We start from the raw sequence: 25,612 nt of genomic DNA on the forward strand, positions 1-25,612 counted from the left end.
CGTCCCCACGGGGATTCGAACCCCGGTTATCGCCGTGAAAGGGCGGTGTCCTAGGCCTCTAGACGATGGGGACCCGGTACAACTTCTACTTTCGCAGCTTGTTTGGTGGAGGTAAGCGGGATCGAACCGCTGACCTCTTGCATGCCATGCAAGCGCTCTCCCAGCTGAGCTATACCCCCGCCGCGAAAGAGATGAGATATTAGACTACCCTTCCCGCTCCGTCAACCCCGTTTTTCACTCGCTGATCGGCCAACCGCGCCGGCGCATTCGCACTGCAGGCTCAGATGACCTTGCCCGGATTCATGAGGCCAGCCGGATCGAGCGCGCGCTTGATCCGCCGCATCAGATCAAGTTCAACATCGGATTTGTATCGGCGGATCTCTTCGCGCTTGAGCTGCCCGATGCCATGCTCGGCCGAAATGGAACCGCCCAGCGCATGCGCCAGGTCATGCACGATCCGCGTGACATCCTGCCGCACCGCCAAGAGCGCCGCGTTGTCGCCCTGATCGGGTTTGGAGCAGTTGTAGTGCAGATTGCCGTCGCCAACATGCCCGAACGCAACAATCCGGATGCCGGGAAACGCCTGGCGCAACGCACCATCTGCCGAGGCGAGAAACTCGGGAATGCGACTCACCGGTACCGACACATCATGCTTGACGCTGACACCCTCGTGGCGCTGGGCTTCCGAGGCGTTTTCACGTAACGACCACATTGCAACACGCTGCGTCTCAGACATGGCAATCGCCGCATCGAGAACCCGTCCGGATTCGATCGCATCGGCCAACACACGCTCAAGCAAAGATTCGAGGCCTGCTTCGGGCTGCGCGTCGGTCAGCTCGATCAGCAGTGACCACGGCGGCACCTCGCGCAAGGGATTTTGCGCCCCGGGGATGTGGCGCAGAACCAGCTCGAAGGTCTCGCGGCTCATCAGCTCGAAAGCACTCAGGCGCTCGCCGCAGCGCGCGCGGCATTCACCCAGCAAGGCGACTGCGGCATCCGCGCTTGGCAGCGCGATCCAGGCAGTGCACACACTCCGAGGTTGGGGGAAGAGTTTGAGCACCGCCCCCGTGATGACCCCGAGGGTGCCCTCTGCGCCAAGGAAGAGCTGCTTGAGGTCGTAGCCGGTGTTGTCCTTTCGCAACCCGCGCAAGCCATTCCAGACGCTGCCATCTGCGAGCACAACCTCCAGGCCCAGCGTCAGCTCGCGCGCATTGCCGTAGCGCAGGACCTGCACACCGCCGGCATTGGTCGAGAGATTGCCGCCGATCTGGCAGGAGCCTTCCGACGCAAGCGCCAGGGGAAAAAGGCGCCCTGCCGCCTGAGCGGCGGCCTGCACCTGCGCAAGCGTGCAGCCAGCCTCGACCGTGATGGTGTCGTTGGCAAGATCCAGCGCGCGGACACGATTCATCCGCCGCAGCGCCAATACAACTGCACAGCCGCTTTCATCGGGTGTCGCAGCGCCGCAGAGGCTGGTATTGCCGCCTTGCGGCACGACGGGCACGCCGAACTCGGCACAGACACGAAGCACCCCCGCCACTTCATCGGTGCTACCCGGCAGCACGACGGCAAGCGCGCGGCCGTGATAGCGACCGCGCCAGTCGTTCAGGTAGGGCACCTGATCGACCGGGTCAACAAGCACATGGCGCGCGCCAAGCGCTTCAATCAGGCGATCGAGGATGGGTTTCATGGTCACCAATGCAGAACGCCCCGGTACGGGGCGTTCGGAGCGGAATCAATCTGTAATGAGTTGCGCGTAAAGGTCGTGCACATCGACATCGGTGACCCGGACCTTGGCAAACTCGCCCACCTCCAGGTCGACACCGTCCGGAATGATCACGAGGCCGTCGATATCCGGCGCATCCGCCATCGAACGGGCAACGGCGCCATCTTCATCCACTTCATCAACCAGCACCGTGATCTCGCGATCGAGCATGCGCTCGAGACGCTGCGTCGAGATGTCCTCCTGATGCTGCATCAGGCGGTCGCGACGCTCCTCGCGAACTTCGTCCGGCACCTGGCCCGGCAAGGCGTTCGCAGTGGCGCCCTCGACCGGGGAATACGAGAAGCAGCCCACGCGGTCGAGCTGCGCCTCGGAGAGCCAGTCAAGCAGTTCGTTGAAGTCCTCTTCGGTCTCGCCCGGGAAGCCGGCGATGAAGGTGCTGCGGATCGTCAGATCGGGGCAGATCTCGCGCCAGCGACGAATCCGCTCAAGGGTGTTCTCGGCACTCGCTGGCCGCTTCATGGCCTTGAGCACCCGCTGGCTGGCGTGCTGGAACGGAATATCCAGATACGGCAGGATCTTCCCTTCGGCCATCAAAGGGATGATGTCGTCGACATGGGGGTACGGATAGACGTAGTGCAAACGCACCCACACCCCAAGATCGCCAAGCGCGTTGCAAAGGTCGTACATCTTTGTCTTGAGCGGGCGCCCACCCCAGAAGCCGGTGCGGTACTTCACGTCGACGCCGTAGGCGCTGGTGTCCTGGGAGACGACGAGGATCTCCTTGACCCCCGCATCGACCAGCGCCTCAGCTTCCTTCATGACCTCGCCAATCGGTCGTGACACCAGATCGCCGCGCATCGACGGGATGATGCAGAAGCTGCAGCGGTGATTGCAGCCTTCCGAGATCTTCAAATACGCATAGTGTTGCGGCGTCAGTCTGATCCCCTGCGGCGGAACCAGATCGATGAACGGATCATGCGGTTTGGGCAGGTGCTGATGCACCACACCCATCACTTCTTCGGTTGCATGCGGACCGGTGACAGCCAATACCTTGGGATGCACCTGCTCGACGATGCCCTGCCCGGCCGAATCCTTCTTGGCGCCAAGGCAGCCGGTGACGATCACGCGGCCGTTTTCGTTGAGCGCCTCGCCGATCGCGTCGAGCGATTCTTCAACGGCAGCATCGATGAAGCCGCAGGTGTTCACGATGACCAGATCCGCACCGTCGTAACTGCCCGAGATGTCGTAACCCTCGGCGCGAAGCCGGGTGAGGATGTTCTCGGAATCGACCGTCGCCTTGGGGCAGCCGAGTGATACGAAGCCAACGGTGGGCGTGTGGGATTTGCTTTTCATGTTCGGGGCCTAACCGGAAGTCTGCTGCTTGCCGCCCCAGCAATGACTACGGCCCCCCGCGCGCAGCAACCCGCGCATCGAGAGGCCGTTGGGCGGCTCGCGAAAGGGCGGAAGTTTAGCCCTTCGGCGGCGTCTTGTCCTGATCACCGGGCACCGGCTGGCCGGGGGGCGTGAAGTTCGGAAACTGGAAGCCGGAGAAGAGATTGCGGGTCTGGCTTTCGACCTGCTCTTGCATCTGGCTGAACATCTTTTTGCTCTGATCGATGTAGGCACCCATCATGCTGTGCAGCGCCGGCCCCTGGAAATTGAGGAACTGGGTCCACAGATCACGACTCATCGGGTTGTTTTCGCCATAGATCGACTTGGCGTGCTCCTGCAGCTTTGCCTGCAGGTCGGTGAATGCGTGGATGTTGTTTTCCAGGTACTTGCCCATCATCCCCTGCATCGCATTACCGTAGAAACGGATCATTTGCGAGAGCAGATCAACGGTGAACATCGGCGCACCGCCGGACTCTTCTTCGAGAATGATCTGCAACAGGATGCTGCGGGTGAGGTCTTCGCCGGTTTTGGCGTCAACGACCTGAAAACCTTCCTGCGTGACGACCAGCTCCTTCACATCCGCGAGGGTGATGTAGGAGCTGGTGCGGGTGTCGTACAAGCGTCGATTCGGGTATTTCTTGATAAGCCTGAGCTGGGTCATGGCGGTCTCCTCCCTGGTTTTTCGAATCGGTCTTTTTATTGTGCGCCGTAGTGTATAGCACTGCACAACGAAAAAGGGCTCCGCCTTTCGGGGAGCCCTTTTGGTTCGCTGTGCAGCGCGTCAAACCATGTGCAGACCGCCGTTGATGTTGATCGTGGAACCGGTGATGTAACCCGCCATATCCGATGCCAGGAAAGAGCACAGATCGCCGATTTCCTCCGGGGTACCCAGACGGCCGACCGGAATCGTCGCAACGATCTGATCGCGCACTTCCTGCTTGATCGCCATGACCATTTCGGTGCCGATGTAACCCGGGGCGATTGCGTTGACCGTTACACCCTTCTTTGCGACTTCCTGGGCGATCGCTTTCGTGAAACCCAGGATGCCGGCCTTGGCTGCGGAATAGTTCGCTTGACCGAACTGCCCCTTGACGCCGTTGACCGACGAAATGTTGATCACCCTCCCCCAGCCCCGCTCGGCCATCCCCGCGAGGATCGGGTGAGTCACGTTGAACACGCTGTCCAGGTTGGTGGACATCACCGCATCCCACTGCCCCTTGTCCATCTTGCGGAACATCGAATCGCGGGTGATGCCGGCGTTATTCACAAGCACATCGATCGGGCCAAATTCAGCTTCGATCTTGCGAACCATTGCCACGCATTGCTCGTAATCAGCCACATCCGCGTCGGCCGGCTCGAAGTCGAAACCTTCGGCGCGCGTCTTCGCGAGCCATTCATCCCTGCCCGGAAGCCCGGGCAAGCAGTTGGCGATCACTTTGAAGCCGTTCTTGTGCAGCGACTTGCAAATGGCTGTGCCGAGCCCACCCATACCCCCGGTCACCAGGGCGACTTTCCTAGACATGATTGCTTCCTTTGCCTCGGTTATAGAACCTGTTTCGTCGATGCGGCACAGAGGCCGCGCCGCATCGACGTCTGCGTGCGTGCAGACGGGTCAGAACATGTGCTGACCACCGTTGATCGAGATGTTCGCGCCGGTCAGAAAGGCCGCTTCGTCCGAAGCGAGATAGGCCACCAGACCCGCGATTTCTTCCGGCTTGCCCAGGCGGCTGACCGGAATCTGCGGCAGGATCTTCGAATCCAGGATCTCCTGCGGAATCGCTGTCACCATCTTCGTGCCGATGTAGCCCGGGCTGATGGTGTTGACCGTGACGCCACTCTTGGATACCTCAAGCGCCAAAGCCTTGGTAAAGCCGTGCATGCCGGCCTTGGCGGCCGAGTAGTTGGTCTGGCCGAATGCGCCTTTCTGGCCGTTGACCGACGACACGTTGATCACTCGGCCCCACTTGCGCTCGACCATGCCGTCCATGACCTGCTTGGTCATGTTGAAGACGCTGTCGAGGTTGGTGCGGATCACCGCATCCCAGTCTGCCTTCGTCATTTTCTTGAAGGTCATGTCGCGGGTGATGCCGGCGTTGTTGACGAGTACATCCACCGGGCCGATGTCCTTGGTCACGGCGGCAACGCACGCCTTCGCAGACTCGAAATCCGACACATCGCACGGATAGGCCTTGAAGCCGTAGCCCATGTTGTTCATCGTCTGAATCCAGTCATGCGCCTTCGAATTGCCCGGCGAATGCGTCGTCACCACGTGATAGCCCAGCGCAGCCATCTTGATGCAGATCGCCTCCCCCAAGCCGCCCATGCCACCGGTAATCAGTGCAACTCGAACCATTGTTCCTCTCCTGTCTGTGATGGGGCGACCCAGCACAACGGCGCACAGCGCCGCGCCCACAACAGCCCGGTGACGACGCGATCATCACCCTGCCGGATGGCGCGGCCGGCGGACGATGTCCGTGACGACCACTTGCGGGCTGGTTTTGGCTCGCAACCCGATGCACCCCGCTCTTGCGCATCGGGCGGTCTGCTGCAAACCCGTCTCAGGCGGGTTCTTTTACGTACCGGCCTGGGGCCGGCTCGATTTCCTTGTACTTGCGATCTCCGGCCCGCTTGGGCGCAGGCACTTCATCGCCGCTGCGCGCCTTGAGCCATTCGATCCAGTGTGGCCACCAGCTGCCGCGCTGCTCGCTCGCCGTGGCGAACCACTCCTCGGCCACCGCGGTCGGATTGTCACCAACCCAGAAGCTGCGTTTGTTCTTGGCCGCGGGGTTGATGACGCCGGCGATGTGTCCGCTGGCACCCAAAACGAAGGTCGACTCGCCGCCCAGCAAGCGCCGCCCGTGGTAGGACGAACGCCAGGGCACGATGTGATCTTCACGCGTGGCAAAGATGTAATGCGGACACGCGACCCTGCCCAGATCGACCGCCTCACCGCACATCGAAAGACGCCCGGGCGTGCGCAAGTTGTTTTCCAGGTACATGTTGCGCAGGTACCAGGCCGCAAAGGGGCCGGGAAGGTTTGTGCTGTCCGAGTTCCAGTAAAGCAGATCGAACGCGGGCGGCAGGTTGCCCTTGAGGTACTTGTCGACCACGTAGTTCCAGATCAGGTCATTCGGGCGCAGCACTGAAAACACGCTGGACAGTTCACGCCCTGCCAGCAAGCCACCCTTGCCAATGGTGTTTTCACGCGTGGCAACGCTGGCTTCATCGACAAAGCAGGCCAGATCGCCCGCCTCTTCAAAATCGAGCAGTGTCGTCAGAAGCGTCAAGCTCTCGACCGGCACTTCACCGCGCGCAGCCGCAACCGCCAGCGCGCTGGCGGTCAGCGTTCCGCCGACGCAGAACCCGAGGATGTTCGGCTTCTCGCACTTGGATATGTCCTGCACCGCTTCAATTGCACGGAGCACGCCCTGCTCGATGTAGTCGTCCCAGGTGAGGCGCCCCTGCGCATCCTTCGGGTTGCGCCAGGACACGAGGAAGGTCGTCATGCCCTGCGACACCGCGTACTGAACGAAAGAGTTCTCCGGCTGCAGATCCAGGATGTAGTACTTGTTGATGCAGGGAGGCACGATCAGCAGCGGCCGCTGGCGAACCTTGGCGGTTTGGGGCGAATACTGGATCAGCTGGACGAGTTCGTTCTCGAACACGACAGCACCGGGCGTAACCGCAAGGTTGCGGCCCACTTCAAACGCACTCTCGTCAGTCATGGTGATACGGCCCTTTTCCAGGTCCGCCACCATGTTGAGAATGCCGCGGGTAATGCTCTCGCCCTTGCTTTCAACGGCCTTCTGGATGAACTCCGGGTTGGTCGCAGCGTAGTTTGCCGGGCTCATCGCCTCAACATACTGGCGCACCAGAAACTGCAAACGGCTGCGCGCATGACGGTCGGCCACCGGCAAAGCATCTGCCGCACGGGTCAGGAAGTCGGCATTGATCAGGTAAGCCTGCCGCATGTAATCGAATACCGGGCTCTGCCCCCAGACCGATGCGGAAAAGCGCCGATCGGCATTGAGTGCCACCAGTGGCTCGTAGGCTTCGTCAGGCTTGCGCGCCAGCATGCCCGCCCACAACTTCGCGTGCTGCTCAGCCAATTCCTGCTGGAGCTTTGCCAAGGGCTGGGTGTCTTCGGCTGCTGCGTCGAGCGGGGCGATCTTGATGCCGGCCTGCTTGAGCGCTTCTTGCTGGCGCGAGACAAAATCGAACATGCCCTGCATCATGCCCTGCCCGGCCTTGAGCCAGACGGCCGGGTCAAAGCCAGGCTGTTGATTTGAAACCGTCATTGCATTCTCCAAATCAGGTGAGCACCGAAGGGCTTAGCGGCTCAGGCAGCTAGGCGTGGCGCGGCTTTCCGCCGATTTTTGCACTGCACAAAACACAAGGTCAAGCGCGCAATGGTCGCGCTTGCGCCCGATCAAACCGGATGACGAACTCATGTACATCGTTGCAATTGCCTGGATCTACGTCGCGCTGATGGCGGCTGCCGGGGCGCAATCAATCATTGGCGGCATCCTGACTTTTCTTGGTTTCACATTGCCGCTCGCACTCCTGCTCTGGATCACCGGGTCAGGCGCACGACGCCGCAAACGTGAGGCGATCGAACGCGCCGAAGCCGCTAACCCGGAGCACCCGGATCAAGCCAGATGAACGCCCCCATGCGCCCGCAAACGCCATCGCGGCGGTAGGAGTAAAAGCGTTCCGGATCACTCACGGTGCACACCCCGCCCCCCGAAACCGCCCCCGCCGCCAAACCCGCGCGCAGCAAACGGGCACGTGCAAGCGCAAAGATATCAGCCAGCCATCGATCCCCCAGCCCGGTACGGAAGTGCATCGCATCGCGCGCATCGTGCGCGACGAAGGCATCACGCACCTCCGGCCCCACTTCAAACTGCACAGGCCCGATCGCCGGCCCGAGCCAGGCAAGCACCTCCCCGGGCGGCACCTGCATCGCCGCCAGCGTGGATTCGAGCACGCCGCCAAGCAGGCCGCGCCAGCCGGCATGGGCTGCCGCAACCACCCGCCCACGGCGGTCGCAGAACAGCACCGGCAAACAGTCCGCCACCATGACGACGCAGACCGCCCCCTCTGCGACACTGACAGAAGCATCCGCGCATCGCCCGTCAGCCGCATCCGCCCTGACCACCTGAATGCCATGAACCTGCTCCAGCCACGCCGGCTCGGCTGGTAGCAAGGCGCGCACCAGCGAACGATTGCGCATCACATCGTCGGCACGGTCGCCGACATGCGTACCCAGGTTGAGTTGATCGTAGGGCGCATGGCTGACGCCACCCTTGCGAGTGCTGAAGAACGCGTGCACCGCAGGCGGCGCGGGCCAATCGGGCCGTATCAGCGGGATCATTGCGGCCCCGCTGCACGCAAAGCCGAGATGAGCCCTGCCATGTCCGCCGGCAGCGGTGACTCCCAGGCCATCGCCTCACCGGTGCGCGGGTGGATCAATCCGAGCCGCCACGCATGCAGCGCCTGCCGCCCGAAGGCCGGCTCGCCGCGACTGCCGCCATACAAGGTATCGCCGACCAGGGGATGCCCGAGGTGCGCCATGTGCACCCTGATCTGATGCGTGCGCCCGGTTTCAAGACTGCATTCGACCAGCGAGCAACGCGCAAATCGTTCGCGCACCTGCACCTGGGTCCGCGCTTCACGCCCGCTACCGACAACGGCCATGCGCGTGCGCTGCGTCGGGTGCCTGCCGATCGGCTCATCCACGTGAAGATCGCGCGCAACAACGCCACGAACCAGCGCGAAGTACTGTCGCTTGACGGTTCGCGCCTGGAGCTGGCGAACCAGATCGGTCTGCGCCAGCTCATTGCGGGCCACGACCATCAGCCCGCTGGTGTCTTTGTCCAGCCGGTGCACGATGCCGGCGCGCGCCAGGGTACGGGCGTCTTCCGCATGGTGCAGCAAGGCATTGAGCAAGGTGCCGCTCCAGTTTCCGCTGCCCGGGTGCACCACGAGACCGGCGGGCTTGTTGATCACCAGGATGTCGGGGTCTTCGAACACGATATCCAGCGGAATCGCCTCCGCCGCCTGGGCCACCACCTCTTCGGGCGCCGACTCGGTCAACTCGAGCCGCTCAAGTCCGCGCATCTTGCGTTTGGGGTCGGTGACCAGTTCGCCGTCAACCGTCAGGCGCCCTTCGCGAATCCAGCCCTGCAGGCGATTGCGCGAGTGCTCCGGTATCAGCCTTGCAAGCACTTGGTCAATGCGGTTTCCAGCCTCGCCATAGGGCACCACCAGCAAGCGCAGCGGCTCATCAACAAGGTCGAACTCAGGGCTTCCGCTATAATCAGCGCTTTGTTTATCCACGGGTGCTTTGATGCCGTTTTTGCGAGCGCGTAGTGTAGCCGCAAGCCTGCTGCTTCTGGTTTCGGTCGCCGGTTGCTCGACCATGAGTTCCTGGTTCGATTCTGACAAGGGCGGCAAGATCGACCAGCGCCCGGCCGAAGAAATCTACGCCGAGGCGATGAGCCTGCTTGAAGGCAGCTCATACCCGAAGGCTGTCGGCCTTTTCGAACAGCTCGAAGCCAAGTACCCCTACGGCCGCTACGCCCAACAGGCCCAGCTGAACATTGCCTACGCTTGGTACAAGGCGCAGGAGCCGGCGCAGGCACTCGCGGCAGTTGAACGCTTCATCAAGCTGCATCCGAACCATGCGAACGTCGACTACGCCTACTACCTGAAGGGACTGATTACCTTCAACGACGACGAAGGCGTGATGGGCGTGATCGCGATGCAGGATCTCTCGGAGCGCGATCCGCGAGCGATGCTCGATTCTTTCGATTCGTTCAAGGAGCTGGTCACCCGCTTCCCGAACAGCAAGTACGCGGAAGACGCACGCGTGCGCATGGCCTATCTGGTCAATGCGATTGCAAAGCACGAGATCTATGTCGCGCGCTATTACCAGAAGCGAAGCGCCTACCTGGCAGCCGCCAATCGCGCGCAAACCACGATCAAGAACTTCCCCAACTCGCCCTCGGTGGAAGAAGCGCTGGCGATCATGATCTACAGCTACGACCAGCTCAACATGAAGGATCTGGCGGACGACACCCGCCGCGTGCTGGTGCTCAACTATCCGCAAAGTCCCTACAACAAGGATCCGAGCCCCGCCAAGCGCCCCTGGTGGCGGATCTGGTAAGGCACAGGCGGGATGGATGCGGCGGTCATCCGGTCGCTCGCCCGCTGGCCGGATGTACCCGCCTGCCATGGCTGGCTCTCACTCGATAGGCAAGGTCGCTGGCGCCTGCAAGGCGAGATCGTCACCCACGCCGGCTTTGCCGAATTCATCGGCAGAAACTACCTGAACGACGCGGCGGGCCGCTGGTTCTTCCAGAACGGCCCGCAACGGGTCTTCGTTGATCTGGACTACACGCCGTGGGTATTCAGGCTGTCACCAGCCCTGCCCTCGTTCGTCAGCCACACTGGCCTGCCGGCCACAGAGATGGCTGTGTGGATTGACGAGGCCGGCCTGGCCCTGCTCGAAACCGACCTCGGCATTGGCGTACTCGCCAGTCAGGATCTCTCCCGACTGGCCGAGGCCTTCACGCTTGATGAAACGCTGCAACGCGGCAGCCTGAGCTTCGGCGGCCGCGAATTACCTGTCGCGCCGATTGCCTCAGGCGAGGTTGCCGGTCGATTCGGGTTCGACCCGCAGCCACGCCCCTGATTCAGGCCAGACTCAAGCCTGACCGAGCCAGTCCCCGAGCAGCTTGCGCGCAGCGGGCGCCGGTTTGGCCGACACGCTCAGCGCAGCCTTGGTCTGCGACGCCGGCGCCAAGGTGAGCGTTACGTCGAACAGTTCATCGCGACGGAACAAATGCATGCGCACAACGTCGCCAGCGCGCATCCGGCCAAGCCGAGCCTCCAGCCCACCGGCCTTTACCCGCAAACCGTTGAGCGCAACCAGCAAGTCGCCGGCAGAGATCCCGGCCCGATGCGCGGCACCACCCGAGAACACCTGCGCGAACTTCACCGATTCGCCATCGGCCACCAGTTTGGCATCGACGCTCGGGGTTTCGCTCTCGGCTGTCCAACCAAGCGTGATGCCGAAGGGCTTGAAGAGCTTCTCAAGCGGCAAGTCCTCACAGCCTTCGGTCGCCTGGCGCAGCAGGCGCGACACATCCACCCCGGTCGCTTCACGGATCAAGCCAGGCAGCGCATCCTCTGCAAGGCCGGACCCATCGCCGTATCGCGACCACAGCAAGCGCATCAGGTCGTCCAGCGACTTGGCGCCGGCGCTCTTGGCGCGAATGGCCAGATCCAGCGCCAACGCAACCAGCGAACCCTTCGCGTAGTAGCTGACGATCGCGTTAGGCGCGTTCTCGTCCTGCCGGTAGTACTTGATCCAGGCATCGAAAGACGAGTCCGCCACCGATTGCACCTGGCGGCCGCTGCCGCGGCGAACTGCGCCCAGCGTCTTGGCCAGCAAGCCGAGGTAGGCATCGCGGCTGATCAAGCCGGCGCGCACCAGGGCCAGGTCGTCGTAGTAGGACGTGAAGCCCTCAAAGAGCCACAGCAGGCGGGTGTAGTTCTCCTGCTGCAAATCGTAGGGCACGAATGCTGCGGGTTTGATCCGCTTGACGTGCCAGGCATGCAGGTACTCGTGACTGCAGAGGCCCAGAAAGCCCCGGTAAGCCTCGCTCGTATCCTTCATGCCGACGAAGGGCAGATCATTGCGCGAGGCGAGCAGCGCGGTCGAATCGCGGTGTTCAAGGCCGCCGTAGCCCTCCCCCACCACGGTCAGCATGAACACATAGCGCCCGAAAGGCGGTGGCGCATCGCCGAACAAGGCACACTGGGCCTCGCAGGCACGCGCCACATCCTGCGCCAAGCGTGACATGTCACAGTCGTGCTGGCCGTTGATCGCAAAGTCATGCGGCACACCGCGCACATCAAAGCTCACCCAGCTCAGGGGCCCCATCTCGACCGGGTGGTCAATCAGGGCATCGTAGTCCGGCGCCTCGTACCAGCCGAAACCGCGCCGCTTGGCGCCGCCCTTGCCGGCGGCCTCGGGCAGGCTTGTCGCGACGGTCCAGTCGCGCACGCCCGCGGGGGCATCAATCCGCACACGATGCGGCAGCGATTCACGCCCAGCCACGCGCAGGAACACCTGCGTACCGTTGAAGAACCCGTGCGAAGCATCCAGGTGCGCGCAGCGGACCGAGAGATCCCATGCGTACACCGCGTAACGCAACACCGCCCGCCTCGCCCCCGCCGGCACGCGCCCGAGCACCCATGTGTGCTTGTCAGTCTTCTCGATGCCGACGGGCGCCCCGTCACAGTCGGCCTTCAGCCAGACGATGTTGCGCGCGAACTCGCGCACCATGTAGCTGCCGGGAATCCAGGCCGGCAAGACAAACTGCATGCCCGCCACCGGCGCATCGACTTCCAGCGACACTTCAAAAATGTGAGCAGCCGGATCAGCCGGCGTGATCGTGTAACGCACACTCTGCACGGCAGCCATGTCAGCGCTTTCCGGCGATACGCGAGAAGAACGCGCGGTTGTCGGGCTTGCGGCCAAGGAACTGTTCCACCAGCTCAGCCGGCGGCACTTCTCCGCCACGCTCAAGAATGGTCTGCCGATAGCGCATGCCAACCTTCGGGTTCATCGCGTCCTTGCCAAACGCGGTCAGCATGTCGAGCCCGATCGCCATCGACCACATGTAACCGTAGTAGCCCGCGGCATAGCCCCCAAGCAGATGGCCAAAGCTGGCGGGCGGCATCGTGCCATCGACAGTGCCCAGCGGTGTTTGCGCTTCGAGGGTGCGCCACACGGCCAGAGCCTCACCCGGCTGCGGGCCCGCGAGTGCCATGTCGAAGCGGGCGTAGAAGTTCTGCCGCGCGAACCAGAAGCCTTTGCCAAAATGGCTTGCGGCCTGCAGGCGGGCGATCAGCTTGGCGTCGATCGGCTTGCAGCTTGCGCAGGCCATGCTGAAGCGCCGCGTCACCTCCGGCCGCCACGGCCATTCCTGGAACATCATCGAAGGCGATTCAACGTAGTCCCGCCGCACCGCGGTCCCCGCTTCCATGGCATAGCGCGTCTGCGACAGCACGCCGTGGAGGATGTGGCCAAACTCGTGGAAAAGCGTCTCCACTTCATCCTGGTTGAAGCCGTCGCGCGAGAAGTTGCTCACCATCACCGAGACCGGCGTCGAGCCGGCCGCAAGGCTGACCGGGCGTACCGGAAACGCCGCAGCGTGCTTGTACTTGCCATCGCGGGGGAACAGATCGAGGTAGAAGCTCGACAGGTACTGCCCGGTCCGCCCGTCGATCACGTCGTACGCGCGCACATCGTCATGCCAGCGCGGCAACTGGGCATTGGGGCGGAACTTGAGCCCGTAGAGATGGCTGCTGACATCGAGCAGCCATGCGACGGTGGGCTCGGTCGGGAAATGCTTGCGCACCTCGGACGGATCAACCGAGAAGCGCTCGCGCTTGAGCAGGTTGTCGTAGAAATCGACATCCCAACGCGCCAGTGATGCATCGGCCTGCCCGGTGGCTTTGCGCTTGGCATCGCGCAGCAATGCGATGTCGGCCAACTCGATTTCCTTGGTCGCGTTTTGCATGTCGGCGAGGAATCGATCAACGCTTGCGGGCGATCCGGCCATGCTGGTGCGCAGTTGCCAGGCGGCAAAGCTAGGCTGGTCGAACAAGGCTGCCAGCTCCTTACGCAGGGCATTCACCTCGTTCAGGATGGCCAGATTCCGTTCGCCGCCGCGGCGCTGAAACTCGATGAAGAAGCGCTTCCGGGTCTCTTCGCTGCGCGCATTGACGAGAACCGCGTCGCGGTCCGGATAGTCGAGGCCGACCAGGTAGTTGCCATTGGAATCCTTGGCGAGCCTTTCTAGGTAACTCGCCGGCACGCCTTCGAGTGCTTGGGCAGAATAGGCAAGCTGGGTGCTCGCATCGCGAACGTTGCGATTGAATTCCTGCGAGAGCAGATCGATGCGCGCAAAGATCTCGCGCAGGCGGGCCCGGCGCTCCGGCGCAAGACCGATGCCGCGGCTCTCGAAGTCTTCAAGGATGCGTGAGAGCGCATTGCGTTCAATCGCATCGTTGCCTTGTGCGGCCTTCACGACACGGAACAGTGCCTCACTTTGCAGGTATTCGCTGTCAAAGGCGGATAGCTTCAGCGTACACGCCTCGGCGGCGGCACGCGTGGCCTTGTCGGGATGCGTCTCCGCCGCCAGGCCCAGCGGGCCGGCGATCGCGTAAGCGTCGAGAATGAAGCGGTTCCAGCCCGCGAGCAGCGTCGTCGCGGACACCTTGCCCGGCGGAATCGCCTCTAGCGCCGCCACATGAGCGCGCAGCGATTGCAGTGTCGCCTCGCAACGCGCCGGGATCTGCTCCCCTGCCGGGATGTCAAATGCCCCCCGCAGCTGTGCCGGCGCTGCGGCTGAAGCCGAGACCGCCATACCCGCCCCCAGTGCCAGCAACAGGCCACCCAATACGATTCGCATTCAAGACTCCTGGTTCCGTGACGCGGTTTCACCTGCGCCAGCCGTAGTTTTTGCAGCCTGTCATGATGCAGGGTCGACACCCTTTGCATCCTTCGCAGCCGCGGCAGCCGCATGCAAATTGGCGACGCATCGCGGCGAGCGCTGCGCGTGATCGCGCACCGCCTATACTCATGCCGTCCAACTGCACAGACGCCTGCGGCATGATCGATTGGCTTGATGACGCAACCCCGAGCTTCCCGCCGCTCGAATGCGCGATGCGCGACCCGAACGGCCTGCTGGCCGCTGGCGGCAGGCTGGAGCCGGAATGGCTGCTGGCCGCTTACCGGCGCGGCATCTTCCCGTGGTATTCGGGCGACGACCCGATCCTGTGGTGGAGCCCCGATCCACGCATGGTGCTGGCGCCCTCGGCATTCAAGATATCCCGCTCGTTGCAACGCACCCTGCGACGGCGGGCCTTCGAAGTCCGTTGCGATACCGCCTTCTCTGCCGTCATGGCCGCCTGCGCCGCACCACGCGAGCCAGGCGCGGGCACCTGGATCACACCAGAAATGCACGCCGCGTACTGCAGGATGCATGAACTTGGCTGGGCGCACAGCGTCGAAAGCTGGATTGGCGAGGAACTGGTCGGGGGCTTGTACGGCATGGCAATCGGGCAGGTGTTCTTTGGCGAATCGATGTTTGCGCGGCGTACCGACGCATCGAAGGTGGCGCTTGCCCACCTGGTCAAGGATCTTGAACGGCGCGGTTTCACGGTGATAGATTGCCAGATGAACACCGCGCACCTGGCGTCACTCGGCGCCACGGAAATCGCGCGAAACGCGTTCGTCCACCTGCTTGAGCAACATGCCGTCACGCAGCAGGCTCCGGCTCGGTGGGCCGCAACGCGAATGCAGGACATAGACTGGGGATACGCGCGACCATGACGCTGCTAAAGGATCTTCCCTACGCGTTCTTGCAGTTCTACGCAACGGCGCCCTACGCCTGTTCTTACCTGCCCGACCGGATCGCACGCTCGCAAGTGGCCACGCCTGGCCACATGATCGACACCCCGCTTTACAGCGACCTTCTGCGCAATGGCTTTCGCCGCAGCGGCGTGTTCACCTACCGCCCGCACTGCGATACCTGCCACGCCTGCGTGCCGGTACGGGTGCCGGTGGAACGCTTCGCGCCCGCCCGTAGCCAGCGCCGCGCATTCGCGCGCAATGCCGGTCTCACCGCGGCAGAACACCCGCTGATCTTCAACGACGAGCACTACCAGCTCTACCAACGCTATCAGGCCTCGCGCCATGCAGGCGGCGGGATGGATCAGGACAGCCGCGAGCAGTACTCGCACTTCCTGCTGCAAAGCCACATCGACACCCGCTTGATCGAATTCCGCGACGGCGATGTGCTGCGCATGGTGAGCATCGTCGACTGCCTCACCGACGGCCTGTCGAGCGTCTACACCTTCTATGAGCCCGAACTCGAATCCGCAAGCCTTGGGACATACGCGGTGCTCTGGCAAATCGAAGCCTGCCGACGCGGCGGACTACCCTATCTCTACCTGGGCTACTGGATTCGCGAAAGCCGCAAGATGAACTACAAAGCGCGTTTTCGCCCGCTGGAAGGACGCGTCGAAGGGCTCTGGCGCGAACTCACCGCGCATGACTTCGAAACGCTTGGCTAGCGTCTGCGCTCAGTAGATGGGCGGCGCGCCCGCAGGGCGCGTCTTGAAGCGCTTGTGCAGCCACAAGTACTGGTCAGGGTGGCGCTTCACCGCGGCCTCATGGAAGCCGCACCAGGCTTCGGCATCGGCTTGCTTATCCACGCCAAAGCCCTCCAGCACCGGAGAGAACGCAATCTCGTAGCGGCCGTCGGGCAGGCGCAGATGGCTGACACAAATCACCTTGGCGCCCGATTCCCGCGCGATCCCGCTCGGCGCGCTGATCACGCCTGCCGGCACCCCGCAGAAGGGCACAAACAAGTCACAGTACTTTCCAAAGTCCTGATCGCAGGCATACCAGACCTCGCCCCCATCGCGCAGGAAGTTCAGCATCTGCCGCGTCTGTCGCTTTGTGAACGCGCCGGTGATGCCATGGCGCCGACGGCCACGCTCGATCATTCCATCGATCACCGGATTGTCGTTCGGCCGGTACATGTAACCCGGTTTCTTCAGGTAATGGGCGATCAGGGGCAGCGCAAAATCGAAAATGCTGTAGTGTGCCCCGATCAGCAGGATGCCCTTCCCCTCCGCCTGGGCAGCGCGCAGATGCTCCAGACCCAGCACCACCGATTTTTCGTAACCCGGCTTCATGTCACGCCACCAGGCGTGCAGGGTTTCAAGCGCTCCGCGCAAGCAGGCAACGAAGTTCTCCTCGGCAAGCGCGCGACGTTCCGTGGGCGCCAAGTGAGGAAAACAGACTTCGAGGTTGCGTAGCGCGACTTTCCGCCGACCGCCCCAGACGCGAAAGGTCAATCGCCCAAGCCAGGCGCCCACATGCTGCTTCGCCCCCAGCGGCAGAAACGACAGCAGATAAAGCACGAACACACCACACCATGCCGGCCAGAATTTTGGGTGCCACAAAGCACGGGGGCTGCTCTTTTTCGCCACAGTCAGGTCCACGGAAGTTTGCTCAAACCGGCGCGCCGCACTGCAACGCAACGGGAGCAGAAGTCTGTTGCCTGACGCCGCGCGGGTCAAGCCGGCGGCCAGGACAATTGGCAGCCCGCTGCCGCCAGCACGGCAAACGAAAACAGCGGGCATTTGCCCGCTGTTTTCATCTGCGCGACCGCTCAGGCGATTTGCCGACGGCTGAAGGCAAGCAAGGCCATCGCTGCACCGAGGAGGCCCAAGGACGCCGGTTCCGGCGTTTCGAACGGCTTGTCGGTGATCTCGAAATGCACATCGAAGGTGTTCGTCTGGCTCTCAACGGTCGTAAAGCCGATACAGCCGTTTGCAACACCCACTGCGCCGCACGCCGCATCACTCAGCAGATCCACGCCTTCAATCTTCAGCTTGGCGTTATAGAAACCACTGCCCGCGTACTCGAAGGTCTGATTGAAGGTCTTGTCCAGCGGATTGAAACCGGCACCCGCCACGTCGATAACGAAGATGTCGTTACACGGTGTCGGGCTCTGCACTTCGCAAGACCCATCGTTATCGGTTTCAAGGAAGTGGATCGCGAACATCAAGGCCGGCGCATCAAATGCCGGCAGATCTGGCACCAGCGGATCGAGCTTCAAGATGTTGAACAGCGTGGCACTGCGCAATGACGGCGCATAGATCGGGAAGTTGTTGTGCACGACACTCACCGTCTGCACCGAAGCCCCGTTGGTGGCGAGCTGGCCGCTGACCGAACCATTTGTCGCAGCACCGACCGACAGCGACGAGCTCCCCCCCGGGCCCGCCGGCGTGCCCCAGGTCAGCCGCGAATAGACATTACCAATGGTCGAAAAGTCATAGGTGCCGCCGGTTTGCAGATTGATCAAACCGTTCTCGCCACTCAGGCGCGAATTGGCCGCGCTGCCGGTAATACCGGCGGTGCTGTTGTTCGTATCGCGATAGGCAATGAAGCCTGAATCCGTTGTAAAGCCCCAATTCGAGATTGGCGCTGCGAATGCAGGCGCGGAAGCGAGACACAGCCCTGCAAGGGCCATTCCGCCCAACAACTGGTGTTTTCGTTCCATGACACCCTCCCGTTTTGAACTACCGAATCCCCACCCAAGGTGAAGCATCAGGCGTTCCACAAGTCCAAGCTCATGAATATCCAGTAGCTTTTTATGACAACAAGGCACACGGCGTAAAACAGTAAAAAACACCGACGCGCGCTGCCGGTTTGTGACGGCCAGAATGCAGAAAGGCGCCACCAGGCGCCTTTCTGACTGCTCAACCGCTTTGCCCTTTACTGCGCAAAGTGGCAGCTCACGACCCGCGTTTCCGAGACCTTGCGGGCCTCGGGATAGGCCTGCTTGCACACATCGCTTGCCTGGGGGCAGCGCGGGTGGAAATGGCAACCCTGCGGCGGATTCGAGGGCGAGGGCAGATCGCCTTTCACCGGCTTGACCGACGCATCGCCAGCCTCCGCATGGATGTCGGCGCGCGGCACAGCGGCCAGCAGGGCCTGGGTGTAGGGATGGCGCGGCGATTTGAGCACCTCCTCCGCACTGCCCTGCTCCACGATGCGGCCCAGATACATCACGGCCACATCGTGCGCGAGGTACTCCACCACGCCGATGTTGTGGGTGATGAAGAGGAAGGCGAGCCCAAGCTCCGACTGCAACTCCTGCAGCAGATTGAGGATCTGCGCCTGCACCGACACATCCAGCGCCGACGTCGGCTCATCGCAGACGATCAGTTGCGGCGACACGGCAAGCGCCCGCGCCACCGCAATCCGCTGACGCTGGCCACCGGAGAACTCGTGCGGATAACGATCGGCCATCTCCGGCCGCAGCCCCACCTGCTGCATGATCTGCAGGATGCGGTCGCGCCGCGCCGCCAGATCACCGCCGATGCCCAGCGCAGCCATGCCTTCGTCGATGATCTCGGCGACACGCAGACGCGGGTTGAGCGAACCGAACGGGTCTTGGAACACCATCTGCATCTTCGAGCGCATGGCCCGCAGCGCGGCGCCATCCAGCGCGCCGATGTCGGCACCGCCCAGCGCGGCGCTGCCGCCGGTCGGTTCGATCAAACGCAGGATCGCCTTGCCGGCGGTGGTTTTGCCGCAACCCGACTCGCCCACCAGGGCCAGCGTGCGGCCCGCTTTGAGCGTCAGGCTCACGCCGTCGACCGCCTTGACATGGCCCACCGTGCGCTGGAAGACACCGCGCTTGATCGGGAAGTGCACCTGCAGCGCCTTCACCTCAAGCAAGGTGTCACCGCTGCGGGTTTCAGGCTTGGCCTCCTGCACCTTGGCGCCGGATTTGTTCGCGTTGCGGCCCTGCTCGGCAGCGTCGTAGAGGTGGCAGCGAACGCGCTGACCATCCCCCAGATCGTGCCACGCGGGCAGTTCGCCACGGCAGCGGTCCCACGCGTGCTGACAGCGCTCGGCAAAGCGGCAGCCGACGAAATCGGTGGTGAGCGGCGGAACCGAGCCGGGGATCGTCGCCAGCTTGCCCGCACTGCGGTGCCCTTCCGGCAGCGCTTCGAACAACTTCACCGAATACGGGTGCGCCGGTTTGGTGAAGAAACGCTCGCGCGGCGCTTCTTCGATCAGGTGGCCGGCGTACATCACGCCGATGCGATGCGCCATCTTGGCCACCACGCCGAGGTCGTGCGTGATCAGCATCAGCGCCATCTGCTGCTCGCGCTGCAGATCGGCCATCAGGTCGAGCACCTGCGCCTGGATCGTCACGTCGAGCGCGGTGGTCGGTTCGTCGGCGATCAGGAGCTTCGGCTTGCCGGCGAGCGCCATCGCAATCATCACGCGCTGCTTCATGCCACCAGAGAACTGGAACGGGTACTCGCTCAGGCGCCGTTCCGGGTCGGGGATACCGACCTGCTTCATCAGCGCGACCGCCTCGGTGCGCGCGGCCTCGCCCTTGAGGCCACGGTGGATGTCGAGCACCTCGCCGATCTGCTGGCCGACCGTGAGCACCGCGTTGAGACTGGTGCCCGGCTCCTGGAAGATCATCGCCATGTCGCCGCCGCGCACCTTGCGCATCTGCGCTTCGGTGAGGCCGCACAGGTCGCGCTCGCCCATCTGCACCGCCCCACCGGCAATGCGCCCGCCCGGTGGCAGCAAGCGCATCAGCGAGAGCGCAGTCATCGATTTGCCGCAGCCCGATTCGCCCAGCAGCGCAAAGGTTTCGCCGGCGCGAATGTCGAAGCTCACGCGATCGAGCGCGCGCACCAGGCCACGCTCGCTGTCGATGTGCATCGACAGCTCACGCAGCGATAGCACGGTCTTGTTCTGGTTCTGGCTCATTTGGCGGCTCCCAAGCGGAGGCGGCGACGCAGCGGCGTCAGGGCTCGGGGGTCGAAGGCATCGCGCACGGCATCGGCGAAAAGGTTGGCGGCCAGTACCAGGCTCACCATGAAGACGAAGGCGCTGGTGATCGACCACCAGATCGCCGGCTCACGCGCCAGCTCGCCGCGTGCCTTGTTGATCATGTTGCCAAAGCTAAAGGTGGTGGGGTCGACGCCCACGCCCACGTAGGAGAGCACCGCCTCGGCCAGCACCAACGCCGAGAACTCGATCACCACCGTGATCAGCACGATGTGGAAGGCGTTAGGCAGGATGTGGCGCAGCATGATGCGAAGGTTCGATACGCCAAAACAGCGCGCGGCCTGCACATAGTCCAGCTCGCGCAGCTTGAAGGTTTCGGCGCGCAGCAAGCGGCACAGCGTGGTCCAGGAAATCGCGCCGATGATCACGCACAGCGACACCAGCCGGGCATCCGCCCGCGCGGCGGCGGTGTCGAAGAGGTCGGAACGGCCCTCGATCACCATCTGCATCATCAGCGCGGCCGCGGCGATCAGCAGCACGTAGGGGATCGAGCTGATGACGGTGTAGATGTACTGGATCGCGTCATCCACCCAGCCGCCGTAGTAGCCGGCGGCAATCCCGAGGCCGATGCCCAGCGGCAGCACCACCAGCGTGGCGAGGGTGCCGATCATCAGCGCGGTGCGCATCGCCTTGAAGGTCTGGTAGAGCACGTCGTTGCCGGTGGCATCGGTGCCGAACACATGGTAGGGGCCCGACAAGGTGAACAGCGCGCTGCCAAACAGCAGCACCACGAGCAAGGCCCAGGCAAAGCCATCCCAGGCAATGGCGGTGCGGCCGCGCAGGATCGCAATCGCCGCAGTCTTGAGATCCATGCCCTGCCGTTTGCCAACGCCGCGCGCAAGCACTGCCAGGGCCAGCAGCCAGAGCGCGGCGCCAATCGCAAAGGCCTTCACAAGACGCCCGGCGATATCGGCTGCACGCTCGTTCTCGGGGTCTTGCAGGTGTGCGGCGCCGTACTTGAGCCGCGGGTAGTCACGCTTCTGCGTGCCGTCCGGCTGCTCCATGACCTGCTTTTCATAGAGGTAGGCGGCAAAGGGCTCGGAGTAGGACTTTTCCGAGGTCTCGCGCATGTCGGCCAGCACCACATCAAGCAATGAGCGAACCTCGACCGAGTAGACCACCTTGGCGCCCGCGGCGGGATCGCCCTTCTGCTCCAGCGCCGGGCGGAAGTGCACCGAATCGATGATCGCCACCGCGAGGTAGCACAGCAGGATCACCAGGGAAGCCATGGCACTGGGGCGCGAGAACACGCCACGCCAGGCGCGGCGCAGGTGTTCGCGACGCATCGCGAAACTCACGCCGGCCACCAGCGCAGCGATCAGGACGGCAAAAAGGACGTCCGACCACAGGACGACGAACTGGAAGTCTTTCATTGGAGTCGCACCCGCGGATCGACAAGCGTGTAGGAGATGTCGGTCAGGATCAGGCCGAGGATGTAGAGCAAGGCCCCGATGAACACCATGGCGCGGACAATTGCGAAGTCCTGCGCAAGGATGGCCTGGATCGTGTAGCTGCCCAGCCCCGGAATACCGAAGAAGGATTCAGACAGCAGGCTGCCGAGGAACAGCGAAGGAATCACCACCACGGCACCCGTCAGGATCGGGATCATGCCGTTCTTGAGTACGTGGCGGAACAACACCGCTGATTCCGACAAGCCCTTGGCGCGTGCGGTACGCACGTAGTCCTTGCCAATCTCTTCGAGGAAGATCGCGCGGTACCAGCGCACGTTGGCGCCGAGCCCGGCGATCACGCCGACGACCACCGGCAGGGCAAGGAAGCGCACCGAATCAAGCCCGCTCTGGAAACCGGAAATCGGCACCAGGCTCCACAGGCGCGCCACGATGTACTGGCCGCCGATGATGTAGAACAGACCGGATATCGACATCAGCACCACGCAAAGCACCACGCCAGAAAAGTCGATCCAGGTGGCGCGGAAGAAGGCGAGCATCAGGGCAAAGCTGATCGCGACAAACAGCCCCAGCAGGAACACCGGCAAAGCCAGCGCCAGCGACGGGCCCATACGGGTCTTGAGTTCGCGATTGATGTCGCGCCCTTCGTCGGACTTGCCGAAATCAAGCACGAACATGCGCGCAGATTTGGTGACGAAGATCGTGTCGGTGAACTTCGCCGAGCCGTCCGCCGCACTGTTCCAGAACAGCGGTTTGTCGTAGCCGCGATCGGCCTTCCACTTCTCGATCGCCTCCTGCGTGACACGCTTGGCGCCCAGATGAGCGCGCGCCATGTCGTCAGGACTGCTGACCACAAAGAACAGCGCGAACAGCAGCAGATTCACCCCGATGAGGGTCGGCAGCGCCCACAAGAGGCGCCGGATCAGATAGGCGATCATTGTTGGGCCTCCGGCAAGGCGCGGGCGTTTTCATGGCGGCGGTAATGGCGAATGCCGAAGGCGACCAGCGCCGCCAGCGCCGCGAGCACCGCGAACAGCGGCCAGATCGTCGGGCGGTTCCATTCCGCCCGCAGCTTGTCACGCAGTTCCACATCCACCTTCTGGTACTTGCGGATGTCCTTGATGATCTTGCCCGGCTTGGTATTGCCAAACCACGGGTGATTCAGTTCGAAGGACTCGTCATGCCAGGCAGCAAACCAGGGCGCGTCGCGGCGCACGATCTCGACCATGCGATCAATGATCGGCTGGCGATCGGCCGTGACATCCATGCCCTTGAACTGTTCGTAGAGCGCGTCGAACTCGGCGTTGGAATAGTTCGTGGTGTTCTCGCCCTGATACTTGACCTTGCCCTGCTTGGTCAGGAACAGGAAGAAGAAGTTTTCCGGATCGGGGAAGTCGGCGTTCCAGCCCCACCAGTACATTTGCACATTGCCTTCGCGATGCTTCTGCTGGAAGCGGTTGAAGTCAGTCAGCCGCGCAACAAGCTGGATATCGATGCGCTTGAACTGTTTGATGAGCAGTTCAAGACGCTCCCGCTTGAATGAATCGGGCGCATCGAAGTAGATGATCAGGGGCTCGCCGGTCTTGACGTCGCGCCCTTCGGGATAGCCGGCCTCGACCAGCAGCTTCTTGGCCACATCGATCGACTTGCGCTTGGGCCGGCCATTCACCCAGTCGTACTGGTAGGGGTTGATGCCGTCCTTGCCGGGCTTGACGCCAGGCAGGCCCGGCGGAATCGGGCCCTGCGCGGCAATGCCCAGGCCATTGCCGATGATGGCGCGATACTCTTCGATATCCAGAGCGATGCCGATTGCCTGACGCACCTTGCGTGCGCGTTCCTTATCCTCGGCCGACTGGCCGCCATCGCCCACCACCGGGTCAAGCATGTTGATCGCGAAGTGCTGCACCGAAGGCTCCACCTCGGTCAGCATGGTGATGCCTTTGGCCTTCATCGAGTCGGTCAGTTGCAGACCGCCGCTCTGGAACTGCAAAGCCGAATCAAAGCTCGCAAGGCCCGCGAATTTGGTCGAAGCGTACTGGTCGAAGTAACCCTGCATGAACTTGTTCCAGAACGGAATCGCCTCCCGCTCATAGATGAACTTCACCGAGTCGACCAGCGGCAGCTTCTTGCCGCAGTCGTCGAGCAGGCCGCGCGCCTTGTCAGCGGGCTCGCCTTCGCAAGGATAGGTGTCGTGCCGGTAGTTCGGATTCTTGTCGAGCACGATCAGCCGGTTGGGCTCATTGCGCGTCATCATGAAGGGCCCGGTTCCCACCGGCCACATGTCCAGCGTCAGCTCGCGCTTGGCCATGCCCGGCTGGGCAAAGAAGCGCTCGGCCTCCCAGGGCATCGGGACCACAAAGGTCATTGCCAACCAGTAGATGAACTGCGGGTACTTGCCCTTGGTGCGGATGCGCAGCGTCAGCGGATCAGGCGTCTGAACGCCGGCGAGCGAGTACTCGCGCAGATCGATCCAGCCGTCCGGGTTGATCTTGCCGGCCTTGGCATCGGCGGCAAGCTGGTGGTCCAGTTCGTCGAGCCCGATGATGACCTTGAAGACTTCGGCCGCCGGTGCGTACAGCTTGGGGCGCACCATGCGCTTGAGTTGATAAGCGTAGTCCTCGGAGCTTAGCGGACGCGTACCGGTGAACTCGAAATCCGTAATCTGCTGACGCGCGCCGAGCTTCTCGTCATCCAGATCGAAGTAGCGGTAGGCGCCCTTCTCGTCTTTGGCGAAGGCCGGGTGCGGCTGATAGACGATGCCCGGCTTTAGCTTGATCTCATAAACCGACTCGGCAATGTCTTCCGCCTTCGCCGTTGCGCTCAGAACCGAACCATCCTTGCCAAGGTAGGTCACCGTCGGCATCGCCGCCGCCACGTTGGGCTCCAGCGTGTAGGGCCGCTTCAGGTAGTGGTAGTGAAAGAGCGGCTCGTAGATCTGATAGGTGTAGTAGGCCTCACCCTCGTTGTACGACGAGGCGGGGTCAAAATGCTTGGGGCGTTCATTGAAGAACTCGTAGATGATCTTCTTGCCCTTGTCGGCACTCGGATACGGGTTGTTGAGCACATCCCCGCACGCCGAAAGCAACAAGGCGCCAATCGCAGCCGCAGTGGCAGCCGCCATTTGTCGCATGGTCTTCATGGACGAATCAGCCCTTGGAAAATTTGTCTTGTGTCGTCGTCCGCAGGGCTGCAACAGCTTTTCGGACGTACCGATTCACGCCGCCCGAAAACCGGGCACCACTCGTGCGGACGCGCCGCACACCACCTTCCAGACTTGCACATGCACAATCGTGTTCGAGTCGCGAAAGGCAAACTCAAAGCAGGTTCTGTGCCGAAAACCACCCAACGCTAGTACAAACCCTCAGCTCAGCCTGCATTTGCGCAACAAAATCAATAAACTGAATCGCAGAGCGCAACAAAATCAACACAGACCCCACCCAAGCGCTCCGCGATTGCCCGCCGCGCAAAACCGGTGCCTGCCTTGGCGCATCGCGGCACCGCGCACTCAACTCGATCAGTTGCCAGTGCTGCGCCCAAATGGTGCGTGACAATAAGACCCCCTATCGGGCCGGACTTCACTGGTTGCGCCGGAATCTTGCCAATCAGCGTCAC

21 protein-coding genes and 2 tRNA genes are annotated in these 25,612 nt (G+C 62.7%); 5 read left to right on the top strand and 18 right to left on the bottom strand.

What is annotated here, in order from left to right; genetic code table 11:
- The 8 genes from OPU71_RS12790 to OPU71_RS12825 all read right to left on the bottom strand — a co-directional run bounded on the left by OPU71_RS12790 (position 1) and on the right by OPU71_RS12825 (position 7,413).
- Positions 1–73 (bottom strand) — tRNA-Glu (locus OPU71_RS12790).
- A 30-nt stretch (positions 74–103) separates the two neighbouring features.
- Positions 104–179, bottom strand: a tRNA-Ala gene (locus OPU71_RS12795).
- Positions 180–280: 101 nt separating this feature from the next.
- Positions 281–1,687: an FAD-binding oxidoreductase gene (locus OPU71_RS12800; RefSeq protein ID WP_267728385.1), complete on the bottom strand. Its 1,407-nt coding sequence runs from the start codon at positions 1,685–1,687 to the stop codon at positions 281–283.
- 45 nt (positions 1,688–1,732) lie between these two features.
- Positions 1,733–3,076: a 30S ribosomal protein S12 methylthiotransferase RimO gene (rimO, locus tag OPU71_RS12805; protein ID WP_267728387.1), complete on the bottom strand. Its 1,344-nt coding sequence runs from the start codon at positions 3,074–3,076 to the stop codon at positions 1,733–1,735.
- 115 nt (positions 3,077–3,191) lie between these two features.
- Positions 3,192–3,776: a polyhydroxyalkanoate synthesis repressor PhaR gene (phaR, locus tag OPU71_RS12810; RefSeq protein ID WP_267728388.1), complete on the bottom strand. Its 585-nt coding sequence runs from the start codon at positions 3,774–3,776 to the stop codon at positions 3,192–3,194.
- Between the two features lie 120 nt (positions 3,777–3,896).
- The gene (locus OPU71_RS12815; protein WP_267728389.1) at positions 3,897–4,637 is read right to left on the bottom strand and encodes a beta-ketoacyl-ACP reductase; all 741 of its coding nucleotides are present in this window, start codon (positions 4,635–4,637) and stop codon (positions 3,897–3,899) included.
- A 90-nt stretch (positions 4,638–4,727) separates the two neighbouring features.
- Positions 4,728–5,468 (bottom strand): acetoacetyl-CoA reductase, encoded by a 741-nt coding sequence (phbB, locus tag OPU71_RS12820; RefSeq protein WP_267728390.1) that lies wholly within the window; start codon positions 5,466–5,468, stop codon positions 4,728–4,730.
- A 205-nt stretch (positions 5,469–5,673) separates the two neighbouring features.
- Positions 5,674–7,413, bottom strand: a complete 1,740-nt coding sequence (locus OPU71_RS12825; RefSeq protein ID WP_267728391.1) for a PHA/PHB synthase family protein — start codon at positions 7,411–7,413, stop codon at positions 5,674–5,676.
- Between the two features lie 151 nt (positions 7,414–7,564).
- Between OPU71_RS12825 and OPU71_RS12830 the strand changes: the two genes are divergently transcribed.
- Positions 7,565–7,777 carry a hypothetical protein gene (locus tag OPU71_RS12830; RefSeq protein ID WP_267728392.1) on the top strand — a complete coding sequence of 71 codons (213 nt, stop codon included), beginning with the start codon at positions 7,565–7,567 and terminating at the stop codon, positions 7,775–7,777.
- Here the strand turns inward: OPU71_RS12830 and pgeF are convergent.
- Together pgeF and OPU71_RS12840 are read right to left on the bottom strand one after the other, a co-directional pair.
- Positions 7,746–8,489: a peptidoglycan editing factor PgeF gene (gene pgeF, locus OPU71_RS12835; protein WP_267728393.1), complete on the bottom strand. Its 744-nt coding sequence runs from the start codon at positions 8,487–8,489 to the stop codon at positions 7,746–7,748. The genes OPU71_RS12830 and pgeF overlap by 32 nt on opposite strands.
- Complete coding sequence (locus OPU71_RS12840; protein ID WP_420712382.1) at positions 8,486–9,388, bottom strand: RluA family pseudouridine synthase; 903 nt, start codon at positions 9,386–9,388, stop codon at positions 8,486–8,488. The genes pgeF and OPU71_RS12840 overlap by 4 nt, the downstream gene beginning before the upstream one ends.
- A gap of 76 nt (positions 9,389–9,464) precedes the next feature.
- Between OPU71_RS12840 and OPU71_RS12845 the strand changes: the two genes are divergently transcribed.
- Together OPU71_RS12845 and OPU71_RS12850 are read left to right on the top strand one after the other, a co-directional pair.
- Positions 9,465–10,283: an outer membrane protein assembly factor BamD gene (locus OPU71_RS12845; protein ID WP_267728394.1), complete on the top strand. Its 819-nt coding sequence runs from the start codon at positions 9,465–9,467 to the stop codon at positions 10,281–10,283.
- Between the two features lie 12 nt (positions 10,284–10,295).
- Positions 10,296–10,811: a DUF2946 family protein gene (locus OPU71_RS12850; RefSeq protein WP_267728396.1), complete on the top strand. Its 516-nt coding sequence runs from the start codon at positions 10,296–10,298 to the stop codon at positions 10,809–10,811.
- Positions 10,812–10,823: 12 nt separating this feature from the next.
- Here the strand turns inward: OPU71_RS12850 and OPU71_RS12855 are convergent, their stop codons facing one another.
- Positions 10,824–12,608 carry a M61 family metallopeptidase gene (locus OPU71_RS12855; protein WP_267728397.1) on the bottom strand — a complete coding sequence of 595 codons (1,785 nt, stop codon included), beginning with the start codon at positions 12,606–12,608 and terminating at the stop codon, positions 10,824–10,826.
- Between the two features lies 1 nt (position 12,609).
- A complete protein-coding gene (locus OPU71_RS12860; protein ID WP_267728398.1) occupies positions 12,610–14,604 on the bottom strand; it encodes a M3 family metallopeptidase in 1,995 nt (664 codons plus the stop codon).
- 200 nt (positions 14,605–14,804) lie between these two features.
- Here OPU71_RS12860 and aat point away from each other — a divergent pair, with 200 nt between their 5' ends.
- Positions 14,805–15,527: a leucyl/phenylalanyl-tRNA--protein transferase gene (aat, locus tag OPU71_RS12865; protein WP_267728399.1), complete on the top strand. Its 723-nt coding sequence runs from the start codon at positions 14,805–14,807 to the stop codon at positions 15,525–15,527.
- A complete protein-coding gene (locus OPU71_RS12870; protein ID WP_420712380.1) occupies positions 15,524–16,270 on the top strand; it encodes an arginyltransferase in 747 nt (248 codons plus the stop codon). Before aat ends, OPU71_RS12870 begins: the two co-directional genes overlap by 4 nt.
- A 9-nt stretch (positions 16,271–16,279) precedes the next feature.
- Here OPU71_RS12870 and OPU71_RS12875 read toward each other — a convergent pair whose 3' ends face one another.
- Genes OPU71_RS12875 through OPU71_RS12900 form a run of 6 tightly spaced genes read right to left on the bottom strand, consistent with a single transcriptional unit; the run spans position 16,280 to position 25,139 of the window.
- On the bottom strand, positions 16,280–17,347 hold the full coding sequence (locus OPU71_RS12875) for a lysophospholipid acyltransferase family protein (protein ID WP_267728400.1): 1,068 nt from the start codon (positions 17,345–17,347) through the stop codon (positions 16,280–16,282).
- Between the two features lie 29 nt (positions 17,348–17,376).
- On the bottom strand, positions 17,377–18,450 hold the full coding sequence (locus OPU71_RS12880) for a THxN family PEP-CTERM protein (protein ID WP_267728401.1): 1,074 nt from the start codon (positions 18,448–18,450) through the stop codon (positions 17,377–17,379).
- A gap of 35 nt (positions 18,451–18,485) precedes the next feature.
- Positions 18,486–20,510, bottom strand: coding sequence for an ABC transporter ATP-binding protein (locus tag OPU71_RS12885; protein ID WP_267728402.1), 2,025 nt, complete (start codon positions 20,508–20,510; stop codon positions 18,486–18,488).
- Entirely contained in the window at positions 20,507–21,964 is a 1,458-nt protein-coding gene (locus tag OPU71_RS12890) for an ABC transporter permease (protein WP_267728403.1), read from the bottom strand. The genes OPU71_RS12885 and OPU71_RS12890 overlap by 4 nt, the downstream gene beginning before the upstream one ends.
- Positions 21,961–22,938: an ABC transporter permease gene (locus tag OPU71_RS12895; RefSeq protein ID WP_267728404.1), complete on the bottom strand. Its 978-nt coding sequence runs from the start codon at positions 22,936–22,938 to the stop codon at positions 21,961–21,963. The genes OPU71_RS12890 and OPU71_RS12895 overlap by 4 nt, the downstream gene beginning before the upstream one ends.
- Positions 22,935–25,139: an ABC transporter substrate-binding protein gene (locus OPU71_RS12900; protein ID WP_267728405.1), complete on the bottom strand. Its 2,205-nt coding sequence runs from the start codon at positions 25,137–25,139 to the stop codon at positions 22,935–22,937. Before OPU71_RS12900 ends, OPU71_RS12895 begins: the two co-directional genes overlap by 4 nt.
- Positions 25,140–25,612: the final 473 nt, after the last annotated feature.

It is taken from the genome of Niveibacterium sp. 24ML, from assembly GCF_026586805.1.
Taxonomy (GTDB): domain Bacteria; phylum Pseudomonadota; class Gammaproteobacteria; order Burkholderiales; family Rhodocyclaceae; genus Niveibacterium.

Coding starts and splice junctions, on each gene's coding strand:
- OPU71_RS12895 (WP_267728404.1), bottom strand. CDS start 22,938: ATGATCGCCTATCTGATCCGGCGCCTCTTGTGGGCGCTGCCGACCCTC.
- OPU71_RS12800 (WP_267728385.1), bottom strand. CDS start 1,687: ATGAAACCCATCCTCGATCGCCTGATTGAAGCGCTTGGCGCGCGCCAT.
- OPU71_RS12845 (WP_267728394.1), top strand. CDS start 9,465: ATGCCGTTTTTGCGAGCGCGTAGTGTAGCCGCAAGCCTGCTGCTTCTG.
- OPU71_RS12825 (WP_267728391.1), bottom strand. CDS start 7,413: ATGACGGTTTCAAATCAACAGCCTGGCTTTGACCCGGCCGTCTGGCTC.
- OPU71_RS12850 (WP_267728396.1), top strand. CDS start 10,296: ATGGATGCGGCGGTCATCCGGTCGCTCGCCCGCTGGCCGGATGTACCC.
- OPU71_RS12900 (WP_267728405.1), bottom strand. CDS start 25,139: ATGAAGACCATGCGACAAATGGCGGCTGCCACTGCGGCTGCGATTGGC.
- rimO (WP_267728387.1), bottom strand. CDS start 3,076: ATGAAAAGCAAATCCCACACGCCCACCGTTGGCTTCGTATCACTCGGC.
- OPU71_RS12875 (WP_267728400.1), bottom strand. CDS start 17,347: ATGCCCGCTGTTTTCGTTTGCCGTGCTGGCGGCAGCGGGCTGCCAATT.
- phbB (WP_267728390.1), bottom strand. CDS start 5,468: ATGGTTCGAGTTGCACTGATTACCGGTGGCATGGGCGGCTTGGGGGAG.
- OPU71_RS12890 (WP_267728403.1), bottom strand. CDS start 21,964: ATGAAAGACTTCCAGTTCGTCGTCCTGTGGTCGGACGTCCTTTTTGCC.
- phaR (WP_267728388.1), bottom strand. CDS start 3,776: ATGACCCAGCTCAGGCTTATCAAGAAATACCCGAATCGACGCTTGTAC.
- OPU71_RS12815 (WP_267728389.1), bottom strand. CDS start 4,637: ATGTCTAGGAAAGTCGCCCTGGTGACCGGGGGTATGGGTGGGCTCGGC.
- pgeF (WP_267728393.1), bottom strand. CDS start 8,489: ATGATCCCGCTGATACGGCCCGATTGGCCCGCGCCGCCTGCGGTGCAC.
- OPU71_RS12855 (WP_267728397.1), bottom strand. CDS start 12,608: ATGGCTGCCGTGCAGAGTGTGCGTTACACGATCACGCCGGCTGATCCG.
- OPU71_RS12870 (WP_420712380.1), top strand. CDS start 15,524: ATGACGCTGCTAAAGGATCTTCCCTACGCGTTCTTGCAGTTCTACGCA.
- OPU71_RS12830 (WP_267728392.1), top strand. CDS start 7,565: ATGTACATCGTTGCAATTGCCTGGATCTACGTCGCGCTGATGGCGGCT.
- OPU71_RS12885 (WP_267728402.1), bottom strand. CDS start 20,510: ATGAGCCAGAACCAGAACAAGACCGTGCTATCGCTGCGTGAGCTGTCG.
- OPU71_RS12860 (WP_267728398.1), bottom strand. CDS start 14,604: ATGCGAATCGTATTGGGTGGCCTGTTGCTGGCACTGGGGGCGGGTATG.
- aat (WP_267728399.1), top strand. CDS start 14,805: ATGATCGATTGGCTTGATGACGCAACCCCGAGCTTCCCGCCGCTCGAA.